This window comes from Providencia sp. wls1916 (genome assembly GCF_009706585.1).
GTDB classification, from domain to species: Bacteria; Pseudomonadota; Gammaproteobacteria; order Enterobacterales; family Enterobacteriaceae; genus Providencia; species Providencia lanzhouensis.
Window position 1 is genome coordinate 293608 of record NZ_WLUL01000014.1, and the last position, 23893, is coordinate 317500.

Consider the following 23893-nt stretch of genomic DNA (forward strand, 5'->3'; position numbering starts at 1 on the left):
AATGGGATTTATTTGGAGCTTAGCGGCGTTTATTATTGCGATTGGTGTGCTGATTACGGTGCACGAATTTGGGCATTATTGGGTCGCGCGCCGTTGCGGTGTTTACGTTGAAAAGTTCTCTATAGGGTTTGGTAAAACGCTATGGCGTAAAGTCGATAAACATGGGACAGAGTTTGTTTTAGCGCTGATCCCGCTTGGTGGCTACGTCAAAATGCTCGATGAGCGTGTTGGTGAAGTAAGCCCAGAACGCCGTCATTTAGCTTTCAATAATAAGACTGTTGGACAACGTGCCGCCATTATTAGCGCGGGGCCTCTTGCGAACTTTTTGCTTGCTATTGTTGTCTACTGGATTGTCTTTATGATTGGGATTCCATCTGTTCGCCCAGTCATTGATAGCATTAAGCCAAATTCCATTGCTGCTGAGGCAAATTTTGAGCCTCAGATGGAACTAAAATCGATAGACGGTATCGAAACACCTGATTGGAATTCAGTTCGTTTAGCGCTAGTGAGTAAAATTGGTGATAGGGAATTTACTGCACAAGTTTTACCTCAAGGATATAATGAACCGGTTTCTAAAACAGTGGATTTAAGCGCATGGCAGTTTGACCCTGAAAAGCAGGATCCTATTTTATCAATAGGGATTATGCCAGTGTCTGCGAAGGTTGACCCTGTCATCCATAAAGTGACGGAAGGCTTAGCGGGCGAGCGTGCCGGTTTAAAACCGGGAGATAGAATTATTAGTGTCAACGGAGAGCTACTGGATACTTGGAATCCAGTGACGAGAATAATCCGAAATAATCCGGGGACACCATTAAAATTAGCCGTGCAACGTGATTCGACATTGATTGATTTAACCTTGGTTCCTGATGTTCAGGAAGGTAAAAAAGGTGAGCGTTTTGGCGTTGCAGGTGTCGAACTAACTGTATTACCGTTAGCTGATGAATATAAAATAGTGCAGCAATACAACCCTGTATCTGCACTGTTTCAAGCTAGCGACAAGACTTGGCAGTTGATGAAACTGACAGTCAATATGATGGGTAAACTGGTTGTTGGGGATGTCAAACTCAATAACTTGAGCGGGCCGGTATCTATCGCAAAAGGTGCGGGGGTTTCGGCGGAGTCAGGCTTGGTATATTATCTGATGTTTATTGCGCTGATTAGCGTGAACTTAGGCATCATCAATCTATTTCCATTGCCTGTGTTAGATGGGGGGCACTTACTCTTCTTATTAATTGAAAAAATTAAAGGGAGTCCAGTGTCTGAGCGAGTACAAGACTTTAGTTTTCGAATTGGTGCAATGGCATTGATTCTGTTAATGGGACTTGCACTTTTTAATGATTTCTCTCGCTTCTAATTTTGTAAGCTTGGGACCAGTAAGGAATACGCATAACAACGATGGCGATGAAAAAGTTGCTCATAGCGTCGCTGCTTTTAGGTAGCGCCACTGCATACGGTTCAGACGGATTCGTAGTTAAAGACATTCGTTTCGAAGGTCTACAACGCGTCGCCGTTGGTGCAGCATTATTGAACATGCCTGTCAGGGTCGGGGATTCAATCGATAACGAAGATATCAGTCGTTCGATTCGTTCGCTATTCTCTACAGGTAACTTCGAAGATGTTAGGGTCCTGCGTGATGGAAATACGCTGATCGTTCAAGTTAAAGAACGACCAACCATCGCGAGTATCACTTTTACAGGTAACAAATCTGTAAAAGATGACATGCTAAAGCAGAACTTGGAAGCATCCAATGTCCGTGTGGGTGAAGCATTAGACCGCACTAAAATTGCGAATATTGAAAAAGGTTTAGAGGACTTTTATTACAGTGTTGGTAAATACAACGCGACAGTAAAAGCGGTGGTCACGCCATTACCACGTAACCGCGTGGATTTAAAATTTGTGTTCTCTGAAGGCGTGTCTGCAAAAATCCAGCAGATCAACATTGTGGGTAATAAAAACTACTCAACAGCGGAATTGGTGAATAAGCTCCAATTACGTGACGATGTGCCATGGTGGAACCTGGCGGCTGACCAAAAATATCAAAAACAAAAATTGGCGGGTGACTTAGAAACCCTGCGCAGTTTCTACCTTGATCGTGGTTATGCACGTTTCAATATCGACTCAACGCAAGTGAGTCTGACACCAGACAAGAAAGATATCTACATTACGATTAATGTCACTGAAGGAGATCAATATAAGATTTCTGGCGTGGACGTTAATGGTAATACGGCAGAGCATTTAGCGGATATCCAAGAGCTGATCACTATTACACCAGGTGAGTTATACAATGGTGCGCAAGTGACTCAGATGGAAAACCAAATTAAAGACCTGTTTGGTCGTTATGGTTACGCTTATCCGCGCGTAATGACTCAGCCTGAAATTAATGACGCTGATAAGACAGTTAAGCTGCATGTTAACGTTGATGCAGGTAACCGTTTCTATGTTCGCCAAATTCGTTTCCAAGGCAATGATACCAGTAAAGATTCCGTTTTACGCCGTGAAATGCGCCAAATGGAAGGTGCTTGGTTAGGTAACGATTTAGTTGAATTAGGTAAAGAGCGTCTGAACCGTACTGGTTTCTTCGAAACTGTTGATGTTGAAACTCAGCGCATTCCGGGTAGCCCAGACCAAGTTGATGTTATCTATAAGGTTAAAGAACGTAACACTGGTTCAATGAACTTTGGTGTTGGTTTCGGTACTGAAAGTGGCGTTAGCTTCCAAGTTGGTGTAACTCAGGATAACTGGTTGGGTACAGGTAATGCGGTTGGTATTAACGCGAGCCGAAATGACTACTCAACAAACGTAGAGTTTTCAATGACAGACCCTTACTTCACTGTAAACGGTGTGAGTCTGGGTGGACGTATTTTCTATAACGACTTTAGTGCGAAAGATGCGGACTTATCTGGCTATAACAACAAAACGTATGGTTTAGATAGCACATTAAGCTTCCCATTCAATGAAAATAACTCCTTCCGTATTGGTGCGGGTTATGTTCATAACGACCTGTCTGACATGCGTGCGCAAGCTGCAATGTGGGACTATCTACAATCTATGGGTGAAAACCCACCGGTGACTAAAGATGGTCGTAACAAAGAAAGCTTCAGAGCTGATGACTTTACGCTAAACTTAGGTTGGACATATAACTCCTTAAACCGTGGTTTCTTCCCAACATCGGGTAACAAAACCAGTGTTTCAGGCAAAATTACTGTCCCAGGTTCTGATAACGAATACTACAAACTGCGTTTTGATACTGCCCAATATCTCCCATTGAATGATGATGAAACATGGGTTGTGTTAGGTCGCGCGCAGGCGGGTTATGGTGATGGTATTGGTAGCAAACAAATGCCATTCTATGAGAACTTCTATGCAGGGGGTTCTAGCACTATCCGTGGTTTCCGTTCAAATAACATCGGTCCGAAAGCTGTATATCTGAAGAATGTAGATGGCAAAGATGGTCCTGAGCCAGGTAGCCCATCCAGCGATGCGGTTGGTGGCAACGCGATGTATGCAGGTTCATTTGAGCTGATTACACCAACGCCATTTATCGACGAAAAATATGCGAATACGATCCGTACATCTCTGTTTGTAGATGCGGGAACCGTATGGGATACCAACTGGAACAGTATTAACCCAGCATGGCGTGCAGGTATGCCTGACTACGGTACAGCAACTAACGTCCGTGTTTCTACGGGTATTGCTTTACAGTGGATTTCGCCACTTGGGCCTCTGGTCTTCTCCTATGCGCAACCTATCAAGGATTACGAAGGCGACAAATCAGAACAGTTCCAATTTAATATTGGTAGAACTTGGTAATAATTCAGTCTCTATCGAAATCAGCCCTCATAAAATAATGAGGGCTACCAAAATTTCCAGCCATAAGAATGGGTTAAGGAGTTTAGTGTGAAAAAATTGTTGTGTGCAGCGGGTGTAAGTATTGCTTTAGCAATGTCTGCGGGTGCGTATGCTGAAAAAATCGCTATCGTTAATGTTGGCGAAGTTTTCCAGAACATGCCTGCTCGTGAAGCCGTTGCTAAACAGCTTGAGAGTGAATTCAAAAGCCGTGCTACTGAACTGCAGAATCTGGAAAAAGATCTGCAATCACGCGTAGAAAAACTGCGTCGTGACGGCGCGACTATGAGCACTAGCGATCGTGAAAAGCAGGAAAAAGAATTAATCACTAAACGTGACCAGTTCGCTGAAAAAGCTCAGAAATTTGAAGAAGACAATCGTCGTCGTCAAGCTGAAGAGCGTAATAAAATCCTGAGCCGTATCCAAGATTCTATTAAATCTGTTGCAGCGAAAGAAGGCTATGATGTTGTTATCGATGCAAACGCAGTTGCGTATGCAAAAGATGGTATCGATATCACCAGTCAGGTTCAAAAACAGGTTAAATAATAGATGTCTTCAATTCGATTAGCTGACCTTGCTCAGCAGTTGAATGCACAGTTACACGGTGATGGCGATATCGTCATCACCGGTATTGCACCGATGTATTCAGCGAATAATCAGCAGATTACTTTTTTATCTGATAGCCGTTACAGCGATAAGTTGGCAGATTGCCAAGCTGCTGCTGTGGTATTAACTGAAAAAGATCTGAGTGCTTGTAAGGTTGCTGCACTGGTTGTAGATAATCCTTACCTTGCTTATGCGCACATGGCGCAAATTATGGATACCACTCCAGCCCCTGCTGAGAATATCCATGCGTCAGCGGTCATTGCTGATGATGCCCAGCTTGGTCAGAATGTCGCAATTGGCGCGAATGCCGTTATCGAAAGTGGCGTTGTGCTAGGTGATAACGTTATGATTGGTGCAGGTTGTTTTATTGGTAAAAATACCCGCATTGGTGCAGGCACCCGTTTATGGGCGAATGTCAGTGTTTACCATCATGTTGAGATTGGGGAAAGTTGCTTAATCCAGTCAGGCACAGTGATCGGTTCTGATGGCTTTGGTTATGCCAATGATCGTGGTAATTGGATCAAGATCCCACAATTAGGTACCGTGATCATCGGATCTCGTGTTGAGATCGGTGCGTGTACAACAATTGACCGTGGCGCATTAGATAACACAGTCATTGGCAATGGCGTTATCATCGATAACCAATGCCAAATTGCGCACAATGTAACAATAGGCGATAATACCGCAGTTGCGGGTGGCGTCATTATGGCTGGTAGTTTAAAAATCGGTCGCTATTGTATGATTGGCGGAGCCAGTGTTATCAATGGTCATATGGAAATCTGTGACAAGGTTACCGTAACAGGTATGGGAATGGTCATGCGACCAATTACTGAGCCAGGAGTTTACTCTTCCGGTATTCCTTTACAGCCGAATAAAGCATGGCGTAAAACCGCAGCTTTAGTCTTAAGCATCAATGAGATGAATAAGCGTCTAAAAACACTTGAACGTGAATTAGATAGCCAAAATCAAAAAAATCAGTAATTATTTGGTAATTCAAGCTAAAATAGTTTCTTGAGTTACATTTTTTCCGGCCTGCCTGTTAACTCGCTATTGAGTTAAAGCGGGCCGATTCATTAATTAAATAGTATTAATAGACAGGAAGAGTATTTCGATGAGTGATAATCATACTCTGAATATAGAAGAAATCTTAGAACTACTTCCGCACCGTTACCCATTCCTTTTGGTTGACCGTGTATTGGATTTTGAAGAAGGTAAATCTTTGCGCGCGGTAAAGAACGTCTCTTTTAACGAGCCATTCTTTCAGGGACATTTCCCGAGCAAACCAATTTTCCCAGGTGTTTTAATTTTAGAAGCAATGGCTCAGGCTACGGGTATCCTTGCATTTAAAAGCGTAGGCAAACTTGAACCCGGCGAGCTGTATTATTTTGCAGCGATTGATAACGCACGCTTTAAACGTCCAGTTCTGCCAGGAGATCAAATGATCCTGGAAGTTGAATTTATCAAAGAACGTCGCGGTGTTGCACGTTTTAAAGGTGTAGCAAAAGTTGATGGAGAAGTGGCCTGCGAAGCAGAAATGATGTGCGCCCGTCGTCGTGAGGTCTGATATGATTGACAAAACTGCCTATGTTCATCCCTCATCTATTGTAGAAGATGGAGCTGTTATTGATGCCAATGTACGCATTGGTCCTTTTTGCTATATCGGCGCTAATGTTGAAATTGGTGAAGGTACTGAGCTGAAATCTCACGTTGTTGTAAACGGACACACGAAAATTGGTCGTGACAACGTTATTTTTCAATTTGCTTCGATTGGTGAAATTAACCAAGACCTGAAATACCAAGGTGAGCCAACTCGCGTTGAGATTGGCGACCGTAACCGCATCCGTGAAAGTGTGACTATCCACCGTGGAACCACACAAGGCGGTGACCTAACTAAAATTGGTAATGATAACTTACTGATGGTTAACGTCCATATTGCGCATGACTGCATCATTGGTAACCGCTGTATTATCGCGAATAACGGAACGTTAGGTGGTCACGTCACTCTTGGTGATTTCGCTATTATTGGTGGCATGACTGCGGTGCATCAATTCTGTCAGATTGGTGCGCACGTAATGGTCGGTGGATGCTCTGGTGTTGCACAAGACGTACCTCCATACGTTATTGCACAGGGCAACCATGCAACTCCATTTGGTTTAAACCTTGAAGGTTTAAAACGCCGTGGTTTTGAAAAAGAATCTCTGCACGCTATTCGTAACGCCTACAAAACGTTATACCGCTCAGGGAAGTCTTTGGAAGAAGCACGTGAAGAAATTGCTGAAATGGCAAAAACTGACGAACACGTCAAAGTATTTAGTGATTTCTTAGAAGACTCAGCACAATCTAAGCGCGGAATTATTCGTTAATTTTTGCAGCTGCAGATGAATACAAGAAAAGGCCTTTAATAAGGAGCGAATTTTGGTGAATAGCAACCGCCCACTTACTATTGGCCTTGTTGCCGGAGAAACCTCTGGTGATATCTTAGGCGCAGGACTTATCCGCGCCTTAAAACAACAAGTCCCCAATGCCCGTTTTGTCGGTGTTGCAGGTCCTCTCATGCAAGCAGAAGGTTGTGAAGCTTGGTATGAAATGGAAGAGCTCGCCGTCATGGGGATTGTTGAAGTCCTTGGTCGTTTACCTCGTTTATTATCCATCCGTAAAGATTTAACTCAGCGTTTTACTGAGTTACAACCTGATGTGTTTGTTGGCATTGATGCGCCTGATTTCAATATCACCCTTGAAGGTCGCTTAAAATCAAAAGGCATTAAAACCATTCATTATGTCAGCCCATCTGTTTGGGCATGGCGCCAAAAGCGCGTATTCAAAATTGGTCGTTCCACAAATTTAGTCTTAGCATTTCTCCCATTTGAGAAAGCATTTTATGACCGTTTTGATGTCCCTTGCCGTTTTATTGGGCACACCATGGCGGATTCAATCCCCTTAAACCCTGATAAACAGGCTGCGCGTGAACGTTTAAATATCCCCGTAACTGCAAAATGTTTAGCATTGTTACCGGGAAGTCGCCATTCTGAAGTCGAAATGCTTAGCGCTGATTTCTTAAAAACCGCTACACTATTAAGTAGCCACTTTGCCGATCTACATATTGTCGTGCCTCTGGTAAATCAGAAACGCCGCCAGCAATTCGATGAAATAAAACAACAGGTTGCTCCAGAGTTGAATGTCCATATTTTGGATGGACAGGCTCGCGATGCAATGACCGCAGCAGATGCGACATTACTTGCTTCTGGCACCGCGACCTTAGAATGTATGCTAACCAAATGCCCAATGGTAGTGGGTTATCGCATGAAGCCTTTCACATTCTGGCTTGCCAAGCGCTTAGTCAAAACGCCTTATGTTTCTTTGCCAAATTTATTGGCAGGGAAAGAAATCGTGAAAGAATTACTCCAAGAAGAGTGCCAGCCACAGCAGCTTGCAGACCAGTTACTTCCATTGTTGGAAGGTGGAGAGCAAGTAGACGCGCTGAAGGAAACTTTCTTACAATTGCATCAACTGATTCGTTGTGATGCAGACCAACAAGCCGCTGATGCTGTATTAGATTTGGTTAGAAAATAATGGAATTTATATACCCGAAAGCCAACTTAATTGCTGGCGTTGATGAAGTGGGGCGTGGACCTTTAGTGGGCGCTGTAGTGACTGCAGCGGTTATTTTAGATCCTAATAACCCAATAGCAGGACTTGCTGACTCGAAAAAACTTAGCGAAAAAAAGCGTGAAAAGTTGTTCGATGAGATCAAAGAAAAAGCACTGTGTTGGTGCATTGGCCGTGCAGAACCTGAGGAAATTGACCAACTCAACATATTGCATGCGACTATGTTGGCAATGCAAAGAGCGGTAGAAGGCCTTTCAATTCAACCAGAATTCGTCTTAGTGGATGGCAACCGCTGCCCTAAATTGACCATGCCATCACAGGCTGTTGTCAAAGGTGATAGTTTAGTCCAAGAGATCAGCGCTGCATCAATTCTGGCTAAAGTGATTCGAGATAGAGAAATGGTCGAGCTTGATAAAGCTTTCCCTGAATATGGTTTTGCGAAACACAAAGGCTACCCTACAGCGTATCATTTAGAAAAATTAGCTGAGTTTGGCGCTACCGAATTTCACCGTAAAAGCTTCGCGCCTGTAAGACGTGCGTTAGACATTAAATAGTCGGCATAAGAAAAATAGGTATAAAGTTAATGGCTTCTCCTCGTTTTATTCATCTACGTGTTCACAGTGACTACTCCATGATTGATGGGCTGGCGAAAACCGCTCCATTAGTGAAAAAAGTCGCCGCCATGGGCATGCCTGCATTTGCCATCACGGATTTTACTAACCTTTGTGGGTTAGTGAAGTTTTATGGTGCGGCTCATGGTGCAGGTATCAAGCCGATCATTGGGGCTGATTTTTATATGGAAAGTGAGCAACTTGGTGATGAGGTTGCTCACTTAACGGTTCTGGCTCGCAACAACGAAGGCTATCAAAACCTCACCTTACTCATCTCCGAAGCTTACCAAAAAGGTTATGGCGCAATTGGTCCCACGATTCATCGTGACTGGCTCGTCAAACATAAAGAGGGTTTGCTCCTGCTATCAGGCGGTCGAAAAGGGGATGTGGGGCAGTTTTTACTCCGCGGTAACCAAGCACTAGTGGATGAAAGTTTAGCGTTCTACCAAACCCACTTTCCTGATGCTTACTATCTTGAGCTTATTCGTACTGGGCGACCTGATGAAGAGAGCTACCTACATGCTGCTGTCGAATTAGCAACTCAGCGTGGTCTGCCTGTAGTGGCTACCAACGATGTCTGTTTCATTGAAAGCAGCGATTTTGATGCCCATGAAATTCGTGTCGCTATTCATGATGGATTCACGTTAGCCGATCCGAAGCGTCCAAAAAATTATAGTCCTCAGCAATACTTACGTACTGAAGAAGAGATGTGCGAGCTGTTTGCCGACATCCCTGAAGCATTAGAAAATAGTGTAGAGATTGCTAAGCGCTGTAACGTCACTATTCGTCTTGGTGAATATTTCCTACCGAAATTCCCGACAGGGGATATGGAAACGGAAGACTTTCTGGTTATGCGTTCAAAAGAAGGTCTGGAAGAGCGCCTTAAATTCTTATTCCCAGATGAAAAAGTCCGAGCAGAAAGACGCCCTGAATATGATGAACGTTTAGAAATCGAACTCAACGTTATCAACCAAATGGGATTCCCTGGCTACTTCTTGATCGTAATGGAGTTTATTCAGTGGTCGAAAGATAACGGTGTTCCTGTTGGTCCAGGGCGAGGCTCAGGTGCGGGCTCTTTAGTGGCTTATGCACTAAAAATCACTGACTTAGACCCACTTGAACTTGACCTGCTGTTTGAGCGTTTCTTGAACCCTGAGCGGGTATCAATGCCAGACTTTGACGTTGACTTCTGTATGGAAAAACGTGACCAAGTTATTGATCACGTTGCTCAAATGTATGGGCGAGACGCGGTATCCCAGATTATTACCTTTGGTACGATGGCAGCAAAAGCTGTTATTCGTGACGTGGGACGGGTGCTGGGGCACCCTTATGGTTTCGTTGACCGAATTTCTAAACTCGTTCCCCCTGATCCGGGAATGACCCTTGAAAAAGCCTTTGAAGCAGAACCGCAGCTGCCTGAAATTTATGAAGCAGATGAAGAGGTTAAAGCGCTAATCGATATGGCGCGTAAGCTTGAAGGGGTAACGCGTAACGCCGGTAAGCACGCCGGTGGGGTAGTTATTGCACCAACTAAAATTACGGATTTTGCACCGCTCTATTGCGATGCTGAAGGCAATAACCCCGTTACACAATTCGATAAAAACGATGTCGAATATGCTGGCTTGGTAAAATTCGACTTCCTAGGTCTGCGTACGCTGACCATTATTAACTGGGCATTGGAGATGATCAATGCCCGTCGAGCCAAGAAAAATTTAGAGCCGATTGATATTGCAGCTATTCCTTTACAGGATAAGAAAAGCTTCGACATGTTGCAGCGTTCAGAAACCACGGCGGTATTCCAATTAGAATCCCGAGGAATGAAGGATCTGATTAAACGCCTGCAACCGGACTGTTTTGAAGATATGATCGCTCTGGTGGCGTTATTCCGCCCAGGTCCGCTGCAATCGGGGATGGTAGATAACTTTATCGACCGTAAACATGGTCGTGAAGAGATCTCATATCCTGATGTAAATTGGCAGCACGAATCATTAAAACCTGTTCTAGAGCCAACTTATGGTATTATCCTATACCAAGAACAGGTTATGCAGATTGCTCAGGTTTTAGCCGGTTATACCCTCGGTGGCGCGGATATGTTGCGTCGTGCGATGGGTAAAAAGAAACCTGAAGAAATGGCAAAACAGCGCTCCGTTTTTGAGGAAGGTTCCATCAAAAACGGGGTAGATGGTGAGTTGTCGATGAAAATCTTTGACTTGGTGGAAAAATTCGCCGGTTATGGATTTAACAAATCACACTCCGCTGCCTATGCGCTGGTTTCGTACCAAACATTATGGCTAAAAGCCCACTATCCGGCTGAATTTATGGCTGCAGTAATGACTGCGGATATGGATAACACGGAAAAAGTAGTCGGACTGGTTGATGAATGTTGGCGTATGGGCTTGAAAGTATTGCCACCAGATATCAATAGTGGGTTATATCACTTCCATGTGAATGATGAAGGTGAGATAGTTTACGGCATCGGCGCAATTAAAGGCGTTGGAGAAGGCCCAATCGAAGCGATTATTGAAGCTCGCCAACAAGGCGGGATCTTTAAAGAAATTTTCAATCTTTGTGCTCGAGTGGATATTAAAAAGATTAACCGCCGAGTGATGGAAAAGCTGATCATGGCAGGGGCATTCGATCATTTAGGTCCTCACCGAGCGGCGTTGATGTCATCCCTTGAAGACGCATTAAAAGCGGCAGATCAGCATGCGAAAGCAGAAGCTATCGGGCAAGGGGATATGTTTGGGGTGCTTGCAGAAGCCCCTGAGCAGGTTGAAAGTTCTTATGCGAGTGTGCCGAAGTGGCCTGAGCAAGTTGTGCTAGAAGGTGAGCGCGAAACTTTGGGGCTCTATTTGACAGGTCACCCAATAACGCGATACTTAAGTGAGATAGAGCGTTATACAAATGGTTTGAGATTGAAAGATGTGAACCCAACCCCTCGTGGTCAAGTGACAACTGTGGTAGGTTTAGTGCTCTCTGCCAAAGTGATCACAACCAAACGTGGAAACCGAATTGGGATTTGCACACTCGATGATCGTTCCGGTCGTCTGGATATTATGTTATTTTCAGATGCGCTGGATAAATACCAACATATGTTGGAAAAAGACAATATTTTAATTGCCACCGGTCAGGTCAGCTTTGATGATTTCAATGGTGGTAATAAAATGACAGTGCGCGAATTGATGGATATCGGAGAAGCAAGGGAAAAGTATGCGCGCGGCCTTGCAATTTCACTGTCCGATAAACAGATTAACGATCAATTACTGAATCGGCTTCGTAATGCGCTTGAACCTCACCGTTCAGGCACGATACCGGTTCACTTGTATTATCAGAAGGATGATGCCAGAGCTAAGCTTAAGTTTGGCGTTGTTTGGCGTGTAACACCCGTGGATCCCCTTCTGAACGACCTTCGAACTCTGCTGGGTAGTGAGCAGGTAGAATTAGAATTTGACTAAAATAGGAATATTATGAGTCTGGACTTTCTTGATTTTGAACAGCCGATTGCTGAATTAGAGGCGAAAATCGATTCCCTAACTGCAGTTAGCCGTCAAGATAACAACTTAGAAGTCAACCTGGATGAAGAGGTTGCTCGTTTACGTGAAAAAAGTGTTGAACTGACACGTAAGATTTTCTCTGATCTGGGGGCTTGGCAAATTGCTAAACTCGCTCGTCACCCTCGTCGTCCATACTCTTTGGATTACATTTCTCGCATTTTTACAGATTACCAAGAATTAGCGGGTGATCGTGCGTATGCCGATGACAAAGCGATTATTGGTGGTTTAGCTCGTTTAGATGGGCGCCCTGTGATGGTTATTGGTCATCAAAAAGGTCGTGAAACGAAAGAGAAAATTCGCCGTAACTTTGGTATGCCAGCACCAGAAGGCTACCGTAAAGCACTGCGTCTGATGGAAATGGCTGAGCGTTTTAACCTGCCAATTATTACGTTTATCGATACACCGGGTGCATATCCGGGTGTTGGTGCAGAAGAGCGCGGTCAATCCGAAGCGATTGCGCGTAACTTACGTGAAATGTCTCGCTTATCCGTTCCGGTGATCTGTACCGTGATCGGTGAAGGCGGTTCAGGTGGTGCGTTAGCGATTGGTGTGGGTGATAAAGTGAATATGCTGCAATACAGCACTTATTCCGTTATCTCACCAGAAGGTTGTGCATCTATTCTGTGGAAAAGTGCTGATAAAGCACCATTAGCGGCTGACGCGATGGGTATTACGGCGCCTCGCTTGAAAGAGCTGAAGCTGATTGATAGCGTGATCCCTGAACCTCTGGGCGGCGCTCATCGTAATTACGATGAAATTGCGGAATCTCTGAAAGCACAAATCACGCAAGACTTGAATGAGTTAGAAACTCTGGATGAAGAAGCATTGAAAAATCGTCGTTATCAACGTCTGATGGGATATGGTTACTGCTAATTAGCTAACCTATTAAGTGTAATCCAGCCTATTTTGAAACGGGAGTCGGTTTAGCCAGCTCCCGTTTTTTATGGCTCATACTTTAGTTTTCATTTTTATTAATCAATGTTCAGAACCTTAATTATCCAAAGTGCTATATTCAAAATCTGACGACGACCAAAACGTATACCATAAAAGACGTCGATGTAGGGTGCACAATTTCTTTTAACGTCACCCCTCGCGCACTAAGTGGTACGCCGAATACGGGGATTGAAGCTCAATCGAATAAAGTCACAGTAGAAAAAATACTGGAGTCATCCAAAATACGGATATTTAACGGCAACCAGATAGGGGATCGTTCCGGATATGGATACAATATGGAGATAGACTATGCACACCTTGGTTATGGCCAGCCTAGGTCAATAAGCACTCATGAATACCTAAAAAGAAGTGGTTATAGAAAGAAATCAATGCATTATTCTATTGGTGGTAAGACTGAAATTAATTCACCAGTAACTGATGATGGCAGTTCGATTAAGTTTGGGACTAATGCAGTTAGCAGTATTGGAGACACCATTTATATGACTATTGTCATTCAGTTCGAAAACGGAAACTCGGTAAGAGGTACATCGGCTGACATAGAACTAAAGCGGTAATATTGCATTGTAGTGGTACCGTTAATTTTTTCTTCCCCGCTTAGGCGGGGTTTTTCTTGCTAACTCGATATCTTTTCCCTTGCACCCCATTTACATCTGAATATCCTTAAATATTGATGCAGATTTTTCTTGTGATTATGTTCGGTATATTATGTTCTAGCGCTAGAAAAATCGTAAAAATAATGGGGAAGGGCAGGTTAATGGCCGAAAAATCAGCAATTATTGTTGAGCACGTTTACAGTAAAATAAAAAACTATCAAAAAATTCTGGTTGGATTCAGTGGTGGCATTGATTCTACCGTACTGTTGCATGCCCTTTATCAAATCAAAAATAGCATAAATCCTTTACTCCAAATCCGCGCAATTCATATTCATCATGGTTTAAATATTCAAGCGGACAAATGGGAAGCTCACTGCGCTTCATTATGCCAACAATGGGATATTCCGTTTATTTGCCAGCATGTAACTGTAGATAGCGCTCAGATTGGTGTTGAAGCGGCTGCAAGAACTGAACGTTATCAGGCATATCGTGATGAGCTACTCGAAGATGAAATTTTGGTGACGGCTCAGCATCTTGATGACCAAGCAGAAACCTTTATGCTGGCACTTAAACGCGGAAGCGGCCCCGCAGGGCTTTCCGCGATGCCGGAATCACTTTCTTTTCAAGCAAAAAGTGGAAAAACAGTTCTATTACGTCCTTTGCTTTCTATTTCTCGCCATGAATTAGAAAACTATCGAACGGAACATCAACTTCCTTGGGTTGAAGATGATAGTAATCAAGATGACCGATATGATCGTAACTTCTTGCGTTTGAATATTATGCCAAGATTATCTGAACGCTGGCCTCATTTTGCGAATGCAGTTTCCCGAAGCGCATTATTATGCGCAGAACAAGAAGCATTACTGGATGAACTGCTACAAGATTCCCTTGATGACATTATTGATTATCGCGGTGGATTATACATCGATGGGCTTATCCATTGTTCAGTAGCCAAGCGTAACGCCTTGATCCGCAGATGGATTGGTCTTCACCAACTTGCTATGCCGCCATTTAATCAATTAGAACGAATTTGGCAGGAAGTGGCACTTGCCCGGCAGGATGCAGAACCTATCTGTCGCTTGGGTGATGTGGAAATTCGCCGTTATCAAGGGGCTCTGTGGGTGGTTAAGCGCATTAATAGCCTGATGGGAAAACAGTATCAGTGGAATTATCCAGAGGCTTATCTCTTACCTGAATCACTGGGAACACTGGTTGTGATGGATGGAGAAGGGCAGATCCGCCCACCACAAGAAACGGAAAAAGTGACAATTCGCTTTGGATTGCAAGGCTCACTAAATATTGTTGGTCGCCATCATTCACGCAGTAGTAAAAAGATTTGGCAAGAATTGGGTGTTGCTCCATGGATGCGAGAAAGAACCCCGCTGATTTACTATAACGAAACACTAATTTGTGCCGTGGGATGTTTTATTACTCCTGATGGATTTGTGGGAGAAGACACTGTTGGGATTGCTATTGATTGGCAAAATTCCGAACATTGGATAAATACCAATGAGTTTTCCTGCGAATAAGCTGCATAGACTACCCAAAAAGTAGAAACCCCTTATGACTGTGACTATCATAAGGGGCATAGAAGAAACTCAGAAAAACGAGTATTAGTGGGAGTGGTCGACAACGATAGTGCCGATTTCAGGATGACTGAAGGATGAGATAATATCCAGTCTTAGCTCCTTAGTGCCTTCCTGTGTGATCAGGACGAGGTACTCAATTTTTTTTCGTAGGAGCAAATCACTGGCTTGCCCTTCAATATTCTCGCCGTCATTAAGCTTAATTTGCAGCTTTAATTGACGCTGGCATGCGATTTCTAGATATTCGTAATCATCACAATTGATTGGTTGATATTCATTATCTGTAGACATATTCCCTCACCACTGTGTTAGTGGCGGTTATTGCCGCCTTGAACATGTTTGTATTATCTAAAAACTCTAGCATTTATCGACTAAGCATTATCGGCTAAGCATTTACCGATGAAATAAAAAGCTAAATCAAAAGTGCTTGGCTCGATAATAGCATAGTAATTTAATAACTATAATCAGTGACGTGGGAAAAGGAAAATTCTTATTCACTAAACTGATATCTTTAGCTGGTTATTTATCCGATTGTAAACTTTTGCATACCTTATTTTTTTATTGGTTGAGATGTTATGATGTCTTAATAAGCGAAACAGTGATAATTGAATGATCTGAAGGGAATTATAATGAAGAAAGTACTTTTATTAGCTCTTATTTCAGCGGGTGCTGTGGCATTATCCGGCTGTCAAAGTAGTGTCAATGAAGCAAATTTTGCGCCTGTAGACCATGTTTATAGTGGTGTACTTCCTTGTGCGGATTGTTCGGGAATTGAAGCAACACTATTAGTTAATCCAGATGGTAGCTATGTTGAGCAACTGCTTTATTTAGAAACCCGTGAAGGGAACCAAATGTTCCATGAAACAGGTAACTGGTCTAGCACGGAAAATGTATTAACATTAACTAACTCAAAAGCAGAACGTACATACTTTGCACAATCTCCTGATAACCAGTCAATCACACTGCTAGATTTAGAAGGCAAGGCGATTGAGAGCTCAATGAACCATACCTTAAAACAGGTCACTCCAAGTAAAAAGCGTGGCGAATATCGTTATATGGCGGATGCCGCTGTATTTACTGAATGTGGTTCTGGGCGTAAATATGCAACGTCAGGTATTGAGCTAGAGAAAGCCTATAGTGATACCGATGTGGATGGCGGTACGCCAGTGTATTTAGAAGTGGATGGTTTCTATTCAATTCGCCCATCAATGGAAGACGGTCAATTTGATTCTGCATTTATTCCTACAGGGAATATTCAGTTTGATAAAACCCGCTCCTGCAAATAACCTGAATTCGTTTTGGTTATATTGTAAAAAGGCTTAGTGGTAATAAAAAAGCTCAGAGACAGTAAAACTGAACTCTGAGCTTTTTATTTAGGCTAACGTAACGGTTATTTAGCTAATTTTTCTTTTAGGAAGCTAACTACGTTATCTAAACCAACTAGTTGTTTGTCATCACTGCGGCGTGATTTATATTCAACTTGGTTAGTATCTAAATTACGATCACCAATGACGATAGTGTACGGAACACCAATCAGTTCCATATCGGCAAACATCACACCCGGACGCTCTTTACGGTCATCAAAAATAACATCGATGCCTTGTGCTTTCAGGTCTGCATACAGTTTTTCAGCAACTTCTTTAACGCGATAAGACTTATGCATGTTCATTGGCAGGATAGCAACGTGGAACGGTGCGATAGCGTCAGGCCATACAATACCGCGCTCATCGTGGCTTTGCTCAATCGCAGCTGCAACAATACGTGTTACACCAATACCATAGCAACCCATTGTCACGATTTGGTTATGACCTTCTTCATTCTGCACAGAGGCTTTCATTGCTTCAGAATATTTTGTGCCTAACTGGAAGATATGGCCCACTTCGATACCGCGTTTGATTAACAGGGTACCTTTACCATCTGGACTTGGGTCACCCGCTACCACATTACGCAGGTCGTAAACTTCCGGCAGTGGGAGATCACGTTCCCAGTTGATGCCAAAGTAGTGTTTACCATCAATATTAGCACCTGCACCAAAGTCACTCATCACCGCAACGCTGCGGTCAATGACGATTGGCATTGGCATTTTCACAGGACCTAAAGAGCCAGGACCTGCGTTAACAGCTTTACGGATCTCTTCTTCTGATGCAAATTGCAGTGGGCTTGCCACTAATGGGTGTTTTTCTGCTTTAATTTCATTAAGTTCATGGTCGCCACGAATTAACAGAGCAACTAAAGTATGACCAGAGTCTTTCTCGGCATGGACAATCAGAGTCTTAACTGTTTTCTCGATTGGCAGATTGAACTGTTCAACTAATTCAGCAATCGTTTTTGCATTTGGTGTATCAACTAAATGCATCTCTTGGCTTGGTGCTGCACGTTGAACACTTGGCGCAACCGCTTCAGCAAATTCGATATTGGCTGCAAAATCAGATTCAGTGGAGAAGACAACATCATCTTCGCCGCTTTGTGCTAAGACTTGGAATTCGTGAGAAGCGTTACCACCGATAGAACCGGTGTCTGCCTGTACTGCACGGAAATCAAAGCCAATACGGGTGAAAATTTTGCTATAAGCTTGGTACATTGCATCGTAAGTTTCTTGCAATGACTCTTGGCTTGTGTGAAACGAGTATGCATCTTTCATGATAAATTCACGAGAACGCATTACACCGAAACGAGGACGAACTTCATCACGGAATTTGGTTTGAATTTGGAATAAATTCAATGGTAATTGTTTGTATGAAGTGATCTCGTTACGCACTAAATCAGTGATAACTTCTTCGTGGGTTGGACCTAAAACAAAAGGACGTTCACCACGATCTACAAAGCGCAGTAACTCAGGGCCATATTGTTCCCAACGTCCACTTTCTTGCCATAAGTCAGCAGGTTGAACGACGGGTAAAGATACCTCGATAGCGCCTGCATTTTCCATTTCTTCACGAACGATGTTTTCTACTTTACGCAGAACACGCACGCCTGTGGGTAACCAGTCATACAGACCAGAAGCAAGTTTACGGATCATCCCTGCACGCAGCATCAGCTTGTGGCTGATAACTTCTGCATCCGCAGGGGTCTCTTTTAGAGTTGAGAGCAGATATTTGCTAGTACGCATTGTATAGGTTCCATTAGAACAACAAATTATGGTAGGGCTTATGCCTACCCAATAATTTAAAGCTGCTAAGCAGCGGAATAAACAGCTAGTCTACCAGTGACGATGCTTTGTCAAAAGAGGTTAACGCGATTTTTCATTACGTTCGATGGCAAACACTTCAGTGATATTATTAGTCACTCGCCAGCGTACATTGAAATCTAATAAATGAACCGCATAATCACGGGCTTCATTGGATTGTTTCTTATAGGCAGGACGTGGGTCCTGCTTTAATACTTGCTCAATAAAAGACGCTAATCCAGGATAGTGAGATTGGTATTTATCACATTCAAGCTGAGCTTGTGTGCTAAATATAACCTGCATATCTTCTGAGGGTGCTTCTTGAGCATAACCTGCTTTGGCGGTTGTGATAGCTTCAGCAAAAGGTAGATACGGTTTGGTATCTATCACTGGTGTGCCATCAACTAAATCTAGGCTACCGAGTTCAAGGATGACTTGGTTGTTTTCGATAGTCACATCTTTTAATTCAACTAACGACATCCCAATCGGGTTTGGTCGAAATGTTGAACGAGTGGCAAACACACCCATTTTATCGTTACCACCTAAGCGGGGAGGGCGTACTAGCGATTTCCAGCCACCTTCTATCGTTTGGTGAAAAACAAACAACACCCAAATATGACTAAATTGAGTTAATCCTCTAACGGCATTGGGGTCATTGTATGGCGGATGTAAATGCAAACGCCCAAAGCCGTTTTGAACCAGCCCAGGCTGGCGAGGAATAGCAAACTTTTCTTTATAAGGGGATTCGATATGCCCGATAACATTAAATTGAAAAGATTGCATAAGTTGATTATTCAACAATTTTAAGTGCGCTACCTTCACATACCGTTGCTTGGTAACAACCCGGTGCTGATTTGGTTTGGCACTGATGTAATAACACTGCATCTGCAGCGATATAAGCGGCTTGCGTCAACATACTGTTTTTAGCTGAATCAAGGTTAATCGGGGGACTCTTTGCATTTTTTCTGCATGACTCACCAGATACAATACCTAAGTCACGAAATGGCATTCCTAATAATTCTTCAGGGCTGTTCATTAATTTAATGTTTTCTGCGCTGACATCTTCTTCAGTTTCGACAGGTAAAGGTTTCGATAATTTCATGCTCGAAAACCCTTTATTCATGCTTGGACTGGTGTATTGATTAATTCCGCACCCAGCTAAAACAAATGTAGCGAGGGCGAGCAAAAACAATCTCATAAATATTACCTTTTTATTATCTGCGCTAGCGCATTAATTATGTAATCGGTTTAAAGCTAATTTATTTGAAACAAATCGGTTTAATGCTTGTCGGTATGATACAAAAAAACTAGGTGACATAAAGTCACCTAGCATTTTATACACATTTTTTTTAAGAGAAAAGCTTACCAGCCTTTAACTGCTCCACCATCGAAAACTTCGTTGGCCTTTTCTGCCACTTCATTAGATTGATATGCTTGAATAAACTTCTTCACATTCTCGCTATCTTTATTATCTTCACGAGCCACAATAATGTTCACATATGGAGAATCTTTATCTTCAACAAACAGACCATCTTTTGCTGGAGTCAGTTTTGGTGTTGCACTGCTAGCCCAAGTTGTGTTGATGATAGCCAATGCAATTTTTTGATCATCCAGAGCACGTGGTAACTGTGGCGCTTCTAATTCAACAAATTTTAAGCCTTTTGGATTTTCAACAACATCCAACACGGTAGGCATTAAACCTGTGCCATCTTTTAACTTAATCAAACCTTGTTTTTGCAGTAACAGTAATGAACGACCTAAGTTAGTTGGGTCATTTGGCAGCGCTACTTGTGAACCGTCAGCCAATTCATCAATGGATTTAATTTGTTTAGAATATCCTGCAATTGGATAAATGAAGGTATTTCCAACAGGAACTAATTTGTAGTTACGGTCTTTAATTTGCTGATCCAAATAAGGTTTATGCTGGAATGCGTTAGCATCAATATCACCTTTGCTTAATGCTTCGTTTGGTAGTACGAAGTCATTGAAAGAAACTAATTCAACATTCAGACCATATTTTTCTTTAGCAACTTTTTGTGCAACTTCAGCAACTTCAAACTCTTTGCCCATGATCACACCGACTTTGATGCTATTTGGATCTTTTTGTTTTTCACCACAGCCAGCGAGAGCTAATGTTCCTAACAGCGCGCCAACTACTGCAATTGATTTTAACTTAATAGACATAATTTACCCCTTTAGACACTATTTATAGCACCTTAACTACTGTGTAGCGTTTTTTGGCGCTGCTATTGTTTCTGACTATCTAGATTACGGACTATTTATGCGACACTTTTTTCATTAGATATTCACCCGTGAACTGAATGATGAATACTAAGACAATCAATAGAACCAGAACGGTATTCATAACTAATGGATTATAAGTATAGTACCCATATTGCATTGCAATTTGTCCTAATCCACCGGAACCCACTGCACCGCCCATTGCGGAATAACCGACTAACATAATTAATGTAATGGTTGCTGCGTTAATTAACCCCGGTAAAGATTCTGGCAGTAATACTTTGCGAATAATCTGTAACGGAGTTGCACCCATAGCGCGTGATGCTTCAATTAAACCATTCGGCACTTCTAATAATGCGTTTTCAACCATGCGAGCAATAAACGGAATTGCGCCAACAGTTAATGGAACAATCGCACCTTCAATACCAATCGCAGAACCTACAATGAATTTGGTAAAAGGGCTGATCCAGACTAATAAAATAATAAACGGTATTGAACGGAATATGTTCACGACAGCAGAAATAACGCTATACAGAACGGTATTTTCCATTACTTGCCCACGACGAGTGACATAAAGTAGGACGCCTGTCGGGATACCTAAAATAAAACCTAAAATTGCAGAAACGAAAGTCATGATAATGGTATCAATCGTTCCTGAAATAAGCAGTGAAATCATTCCCTCAGACATAACCTAAAACCTCAACTTTCACATGGTGCTCTTTCAAAAATGTAATAGTGGACTCAATGCCATTTTCTAAGCCGTGTAATTCAGCCAGCATTACACCGAATTTAACGCCACCGGCATAATCAATCTGAGAGCTTAAGATATTAATATCGATATCAAATTTACGTACGGCCATTGAGATTAATGGCGCATCCACCGATTGCCCTGTGAATTCCAGTTTCAATAACGGAGAGAGATCTTTACCCGACTCTGGCTGCAAACGTTCTTTATAGTCATCAGGAATATCAATAACTAACGTTGACTTAATAAATGCTTGAGCAACTGGCGTTTTAGGGTGAGAGAAAACTTCACTCACTTTATCTTGCTCAATAAGCTGACCGCCACTGATCACTGCCACTTGGTCACAAATACGTTTCACGACATCCATTTCATGGGTGATCAATAAGATGGTTAAACCTAAGCGACGGTTGATATCTTTCAATAATTCTAAAATAGAGCGCGTCGTTGCTGGATCTAATGCACTTGTTGCTTCATCACACAGTAATACTTTTGGTGAGTTTGCTAAGGCACGGGCAATAGCCACACGCTGTTTTTGACCACCAGAAAGGTTTGCTGGATAAGCATCTTTCTTTTCAGATAAACCGACTAACTCTAATAATTCATCAACGCGCTGTTTAATGGTCTCTTTCGGTGTATTGTCTAATTCTAATGGCAACGACACGTTATCAAACACAGTGCGTGAAGATAATAAGTTGAAGTGCTGAAAGATCATGCCAATTCTACGGCGTGCTTTTGTGACTTCTTTCTCTGGCAGAGACGTTAAATCTTGTCCATCAACAATGACTTGCCCTGATGTTGGACGCTCCAGCATATTCACACAACGAATTAAGGTACTTTTACCTGCGCCGGATGCACCAATGACACCATATATTTGACCAGCAGGAACATGCAGGCTGATATCAGTCAGCGCCTGTATATTGCGGTTTCCTTGCTGGAACACTTTATTAATATTTGAGAGCTTTATCATTCTATCTTCTATTCTCTGACGAATTATATTCAAGATACTGTATCTAACTTGTATTGGATGTTAAGGCGTCTAGACGTCTAAGTCAATAAAGTTTGATGGATTTATTCTATTCTCATTTCATTTCTTTTCATGAGATACTAAAAACCATTTCAGTTTGAGGAGTAAAGCAGTGAGCAAAGGCATTCCAGCAATCTTTCTAGATAGAGATGGCACAATTAATATCGACCATGGTTATGTACATCAAATTGATGACTTCGAATTTATCGAAGGCTCAATTGAAGCCATGATTGAACTCAAAAAGATGGGATATGCATTAGTTGTCGTGACTAATCAATCTGGTATCGGTCGTGGTATTTATACCGAAGACCAGTTTATGACACTGACTGAGTGGATGGATTGGTCTCTAGCTGACCGCGGTGTTGATTTAGATGGTATCTACTTCTGTCCTCATCACCCAGATGCAACAGTAGAAGAATATAAGCAAGAATGTAATTGCCGCAAACCAAAACCGGGAATGCTTTTAGATGCCCAGCAATTTTTAAACATTGATATGACTTCTTCTATTATGGTTGGCGACAAACTTGCAGATATGCAAGCGGGTAAAGCGGCTCTTGTGGGTACAAATGTGTTAGTAAAAAGTGGCGAACCTGTTACAGATGACGCTATTGCGAGTGCAGATTTGGTGATTAATAGTCTTGCAGACCTGCCAAAAGCCTTAAAAAGCATCACAAAGTAACCATTTTGGGTGATAAATCAGCAATTGGAAATTATTTTAAAAAAAACACTTGCGAGATTTTTTGAGCTCCCTATAATGCGCATCCGTTGTCACGACAAACCGGCTCGAAGAAAACCTCGAAGCCCCGTGATAACAGAGGTGAAGAAAGAAAATAGTTGAAAATAATCGCTTGACTTTCTAAATAAAAAACGTAGTATACGACACCTCGCGACAACGACCTAAAGTCGATAATCAAAAGATTAAGTCGCACCGCTCTTTAACAATTTATCAGACAATCTGTGTGGGCACTCACAGGACACTATCAAAAAAATATTTGATTTTAAGTCTTGAAGAGTGACTAACACGTTAATTCATATATATGAACTAATAGGTAATTTGGTTTCTTCGGAAATCAAACGACAGTAACATTCTTTGAGCATCAAGCTTTTTAATTGAAGAGTTTGATCATGGCTCAGATTGAACGCTGGCGGCAGGCCTAACACATGCAAGTCGAGCGGTAACAGGGGAAGCTTGCTTCTCGCTGACGAGCGGCGGACGGGTGAGTAATGTATGGGGATCTGCCCGATAGAGGGGGATAACTACTGGAAACGGTAGCTAATACCGCATAATCTCTTAGGAGCAAAGCAGGGGAACTTCGGTCCTTGCGCTATCGGATGAACCCATATGGGATTAGCTAGTTGGT

The 23893-nt window shown here is 42.5% G+C and carries 21 protein-coding genes and 1 rRNA gene (1 of these 22 cut by a window edge); 15 read left to right on the forward strand and 7 right to left on the reverse strand.

Going from position 1 to position 23893, the window contains the following annotated elements; all coding sequences use genetic code 11:
- Position 1 precedes the first annotated feature (1 nt).
- From rseP to tilS, 12 genes are all read left to right on the forward strand, one after another.
- Positions 2-1354 (forward strand): sigma E protease regulator RseP, encoded by a 1353-nt coding sequence (gene rseP / locus GKR61_RS10665; RefSeq protein ID WP_036956361.1) that lies wholly within the window; start codon positions 2-4, stop codon positions 1352-1354.
- Positions 1355-1395: 41 nt separating this feature from the next.
- The gene (gene bamA / locus GKR61_RS10670) at positions 1396-3810 is read left to right on the forward strand and encodes an outer membrane protein assembly factor BamA (protein ID WP_036956363.1); all 2415 of its coding nucleotides are present in this window, start codon (positions 1396-1398) and stop codon (positions 3808-3810) included.
- Between the two features lie 87 nt (positions 3811-3897).
- Entirely contained in the window at positions 3898-4392 is a 495-nt protein-coding gene (gene skp / locus GKR61_RS10675; protein WP_036956365.1) for a molecular chaperone Skp, read from the forward strand.
- 3 nt (positions 4393-4395) lie between these two features.
- A complete protein-coding gene (gene lpxD, locus GKR61_RS10680; RefSeq protein WP_036956367.1) occupies positions 4396-5433 on the forward strand; it encodes a UDP-3-O-(3-hydroxymyristoyl)glucosamine N-acyltransferase in 1038 nt (345 codons plus the stop codon).
- A gap of 130 nt (positions 5434-5563) precedes the next feature.
- A complete protein-coding gene (gene fabZ / locus GKR61_RS10685) occupies positions 5564-6016 on the forward strand; it encodes a 3-hydroxyacyl-ACP dehydratase FabZ (protein ID WP_006658399.1) in 453 nt (150 codons plus the stop codon).
- 1 nt (position 6017) lies between these two features.
- Positions 6018-6815 carry an acyl-ACP--UDP-N-acetylglucosamine O-acyltransferase gene (gene lpxA / locus GKR61_RS10690; RefSeq protein ID WP_036956370.1) on the forward strand — a complete coding sequence of 266 codons (798 nt, stop codon included), beginning with the start codon at positions 6018-6020 and terminating at the stop codon, positions 6813-6815.
- 52 nt (positions 6816-6867) lie between these two features.
- A complete protein-coding gene (gene lpxB / locus GKR61_RS10695; protein ID WP_154639766.1) occupies positions 6868-8022 on the forward strand; it encodes a lipid-A-disaccharide synthase in 1155 nt (384 codons plus the stop codon).
- The gene (gene rnhB, locus GKR61_RS10700) at positions 8022-8612 is read left to right on the forward strand and encodes a ribonuclease HII (protein WP_036956374.1); all 591 of its coding nucleotides are present in this window, start codon (positions 8022-8024) and stop codon (positions 8610-8612) included. Before lpxB ends, rnhB begins: the two co-directional genes overlap by 1 nt.
- Before the next feature lie 29 nt (positions 8613-8641).
- A complete protein-coding gene (dnaE, locus tag GKR61_RS10705; protein WP_154639767.1) occupies positions 8642-12124 on the forward strand; it encodes a DNA polymerase III subunit alpha in 3483 nt (1160 codons plus the stop codon).
- 12 nt (positions 12125-12136) lie between these two features.
- Entirely contained in the window at positions 12137-13096 is a 960-nt protein-coding gene (gene accA, locus GKR61_RS10710; RefSeq protein WP_036956378.1) for an acetyl-CoA carboxylase carboxyl transferase subunit alpha, read from the forward strand.
- A 356-nt stretch (positions 13097-13452) separates the two neighbouring features.
- Positions 13453-13731, forward strand: a complete 279-nt coding sequence (locus GKR61_RS10715; protein WP_036956380.1) for a hypothetical protein — start codon at positions 13453-13455, stop codon at positions 13729-13731.
- A gap of 200 nt (positions 13732-13931) precedes the next feature.
- Positions 13932-15299: a tRNA lysidine(34) synthetase TilS gene (gene tilS / locus GKR61_RS10720; protein WP_036956381.1), complete on the forward strand. Its 1368-nt coding sequence runs from the start codon at positions 13932-13934 to the stop codon at positions 15297-15299.
- Positions 15300-15383: 84 nt separating this feature from the next.
- Here the strand turns inward: tilS and rof are convergent, their stop codons facing one another.
- Positions 15384-15647 carry a Rho-binding antiterminator gene (rof, locus tag GKR61_RS10725; RefSeq protein ID WP_006658392.1) on the reverse strand — a complete coding sequence of 88 codons (264 nt, stop codon included), beginning with the start codon at positions 15645-15647 and terminating at the stop codon, positions 15384-15386.
- A gap of 338 nt (positions 15648-15985) precedes the next feature.
- On the opposite strand from rof, the gene GKR61_RS10730 reads away from it, so the two are divergent.
- Entirely contained in the window at positions 15986-16642 is a 657-nt protein-coding gene (locus tag GKR61_RS10730; protein WP_036956383.1) for a copper resistance protein NlpE N-terminal domain-containing protein, read from the forward strand.
- A 104-nt stretch (positions 16643-16746) separates the two neighbouring features.
- On the opposite strand, the gene proS is transcribed toward GKR61_RS10730, so the two are convergent.
- The 6 genes from proS to metN form a co-directional block, all read right to left on the reverse strand.
- A complete protein-coding gene (gene proS / locus GKR61_RS10735) occupies positions 16747-18465 on the reverse strand; it encodes a proline--tRNA ligase (protein WP_036956385.1) in 1719 nt (572 codons plus the stop codon).
- Between the two features lie 120 nt (positions 18466-18585).
- Positions 18586-19305 carry a tRNA (N6-threonylcarbamoyladenosine(37)-N6)-methyltransferase TrmO gene (tsaA, locus tag GKR61_RS10740; RefSeq protein WP_154639768.1) on the reverse strand — a complete coding sequence of 240 codons (720 nt, stop codon included), beginning with the start codon at positions 19303-19305 and terminating at the stop codon, positions 18586-18588.
- A 7-nt stretch (positions 19306-19312) separates the two neighbouring features.
- Entirely contained in the window at positions 19313-19624 is a 312-nt protein-coding gene (rcsF, locus tag GKR61_RS10745; protein WP_230082465.1) for an Rcs stress response system protein RcsF, read from the reverse strand.
- 260 nt (positions 19625-19884) lie between these two features.
- Positions 19885-20706 (reverse strand): MetQ/NlpA family lipoprotein, encoded by an 822-nt coding sequence (locus GKR61_RS10750; protein ID WP_036956390.1) that lies wholly within the window; start codon positions 20704-20706, stop codon positions 19885-19887.
- A 91-nt stretch (positions 20707-20797) separates the two neighbouring features.
- Positions 20798-21451, reverse strand: a complete 654-nt coding sequence (gene metI / locus GKR61_RS10755; RefSeq protein WP_036956392.1) for a methionine ABC transporter permease MetI — start codon at positions 21449-21451, stop codon at positions 20798-20800.
- Positions 21444-22475 carry a methionine ABC transporter ATP-binding protein MetN gene (gene metN, locus GKR61_RS10760; RefSeq protein WP_036956393.1) on the reverse strand — a complete coding sequence of 344 codons (1032 nt, stop codon included), beginning with the start codon at positions 22473-22475 and terminating at the stop codon, positions 21444-21446. Before metN ends, metI begins: the two co-directional genes overlap by 8 nt.
- A gap of 169 nt (positions 22476-22644) precedes the next feature.
- Here metN and gmhB point away from each other — a divergent pair, with 169 nt between their 5' ends.
- Both gmhB and GKR61_RS10770 read left to right on the forward strand, forming a co-directional pair.
- Positions 22645-23211 (forward strand): D-glycero-beta-D-manno-heptose 1,7-bisphosphate 7-phosphatase, encoded by a 567-nt coding sequence (gene gmhB, locus GKR61_RS10765; protein WP_036956395.1) that lies wholly within the window; start codon positions 22645-22647, stop codon positions 23209-23211.
- Between the two features lie 428 nt (positions 23212-23639).
- Positions 23640-23893, forward strand: a 16S ribosomal RNA gene (locus GKR61_RS10770); it runs 1286 nt beyond the window's last position.

Excerpts from the sequence above, each read along its gene's own strand:
- GKR61_RS10730 (WP_036956383.1), top strand. The coding sequence starts at position 15,986 with ATGAAGAAAGTACTTTTATTAGCTCTTATTTCAGCGGGTGCTGTGGCA.
- rseP (WP_036956361.1), top strand. The coding sequence starts at position 2 with ATGGGATTTATTTGGAGCTTAGCGGCGTTTATTATTGCGATTGGTGTG.
- rcsF (WP_230082465.1), bottom strand. The coding sequence starts at position 19,624 with ATGAAATTATCGAAACCTTTACCTGTCGAAACTGAAGAAGATGTCAGC.
- accA (WP_036956378.1), top strand. The coding sequence starts at position 12,137 with ATGAGTCTGGACTTTCTTGATTTTGAACAGCCGATTGCTGAATTAGAG.
- rof (WP_006658392.1), bottom strand. The coding sequence starts at position 15,647 with ATGTCTACAGATAATGAATATCAACCAATCAATTGTGATGATTACGAA.
- bamA (WP_036956363.1), top strand. The coding sequence starts at position 1,396 with ATGGCGATGAAAAAGTTGCTCATAGCGTCGCTGCTTTTAGGTAGCGCC.
- tsaA (WP_154639768.1), bottom strand. The coding sequence starts at position 19,305 with ATGCAATCTTTTCAATTTAATGTTATCGGGCATATCGAATCCCCTTAT.
- fabZ (WP_006658399.1), top strand. The coding sequence starts at position 5,564 with ATGAGTGATAATCATACTCTGAATATAGAAGAAATCTTAGAACTACTT.
- lpxA (WP_036956370.1), top strand. The coding sequence starts at position 6,018 with ATGATTGACAAAACTGCCTATGTTCATCCCTCATCTATTGTAGAAGAT.
- lpxD (WP_036956367.1), top strand. The coding sequence starts at position 4,396 with ATGTCTTCAATTCGATTAGCTGACCTTGCTCAGCAGTTGAATGCACAG.
- metI (WP_036956392.1), bottom strand. The coding sequence starts at position 21,451 with ATGTCTGAGGGAATGATTTCACTGCTTATTTCAGGAACGATTGATACC.
- GKR61_RS10750 (WP_036956390.1), bottom strand. The coding sequence starts at position 20,706 with ATGTCTATTAAGTTAAAATCAATTGCAGTAGTTGGCGCGCTGTTAGGA.
- rnhB (WP_036956374.1), top strand. The coding sequence starts at position 8,022 with ATGGAATTTATATACCCGAAAGCCAACTTAATTGCTGGCGTTGATGAA.
- GKR61_RS10715 (WP_036956380.1), top strand. The coding sequence starts at position 13,453 with ATGGAGATAGACTATGCACACCTTGGTTATGGCCAGCCTAGGTCAATA.
- dnaE (WP_154639767.1), top strand. The coding sequence starts at position 8,642 with ATGGCTTCTCCTCGTTTTATTCATCTACGTGTTCACAGTGACTACTCC.
- tilS (WP_036956381.1), top strand. The coding sequence starts at position 13,932 with ATGGCCGAAAAATCAGCAATTATTGTTGAGCACGTTTACAGTAAAATA.
- metN (WP_036956393.1), bottom strand. The coding sequence starts at position 22,475 with ATGATAAAGCTCTCAAATATTAATAAAGTGTTCCAGCAAGGAAACCGC.
- proS (WP_036956385.1), bottom strand. The coding sequence starts at position 18,465 with ATGCGTACTAGCAAATATCTGCTCTCAACTCTAAAAGAGACCCCTGCG.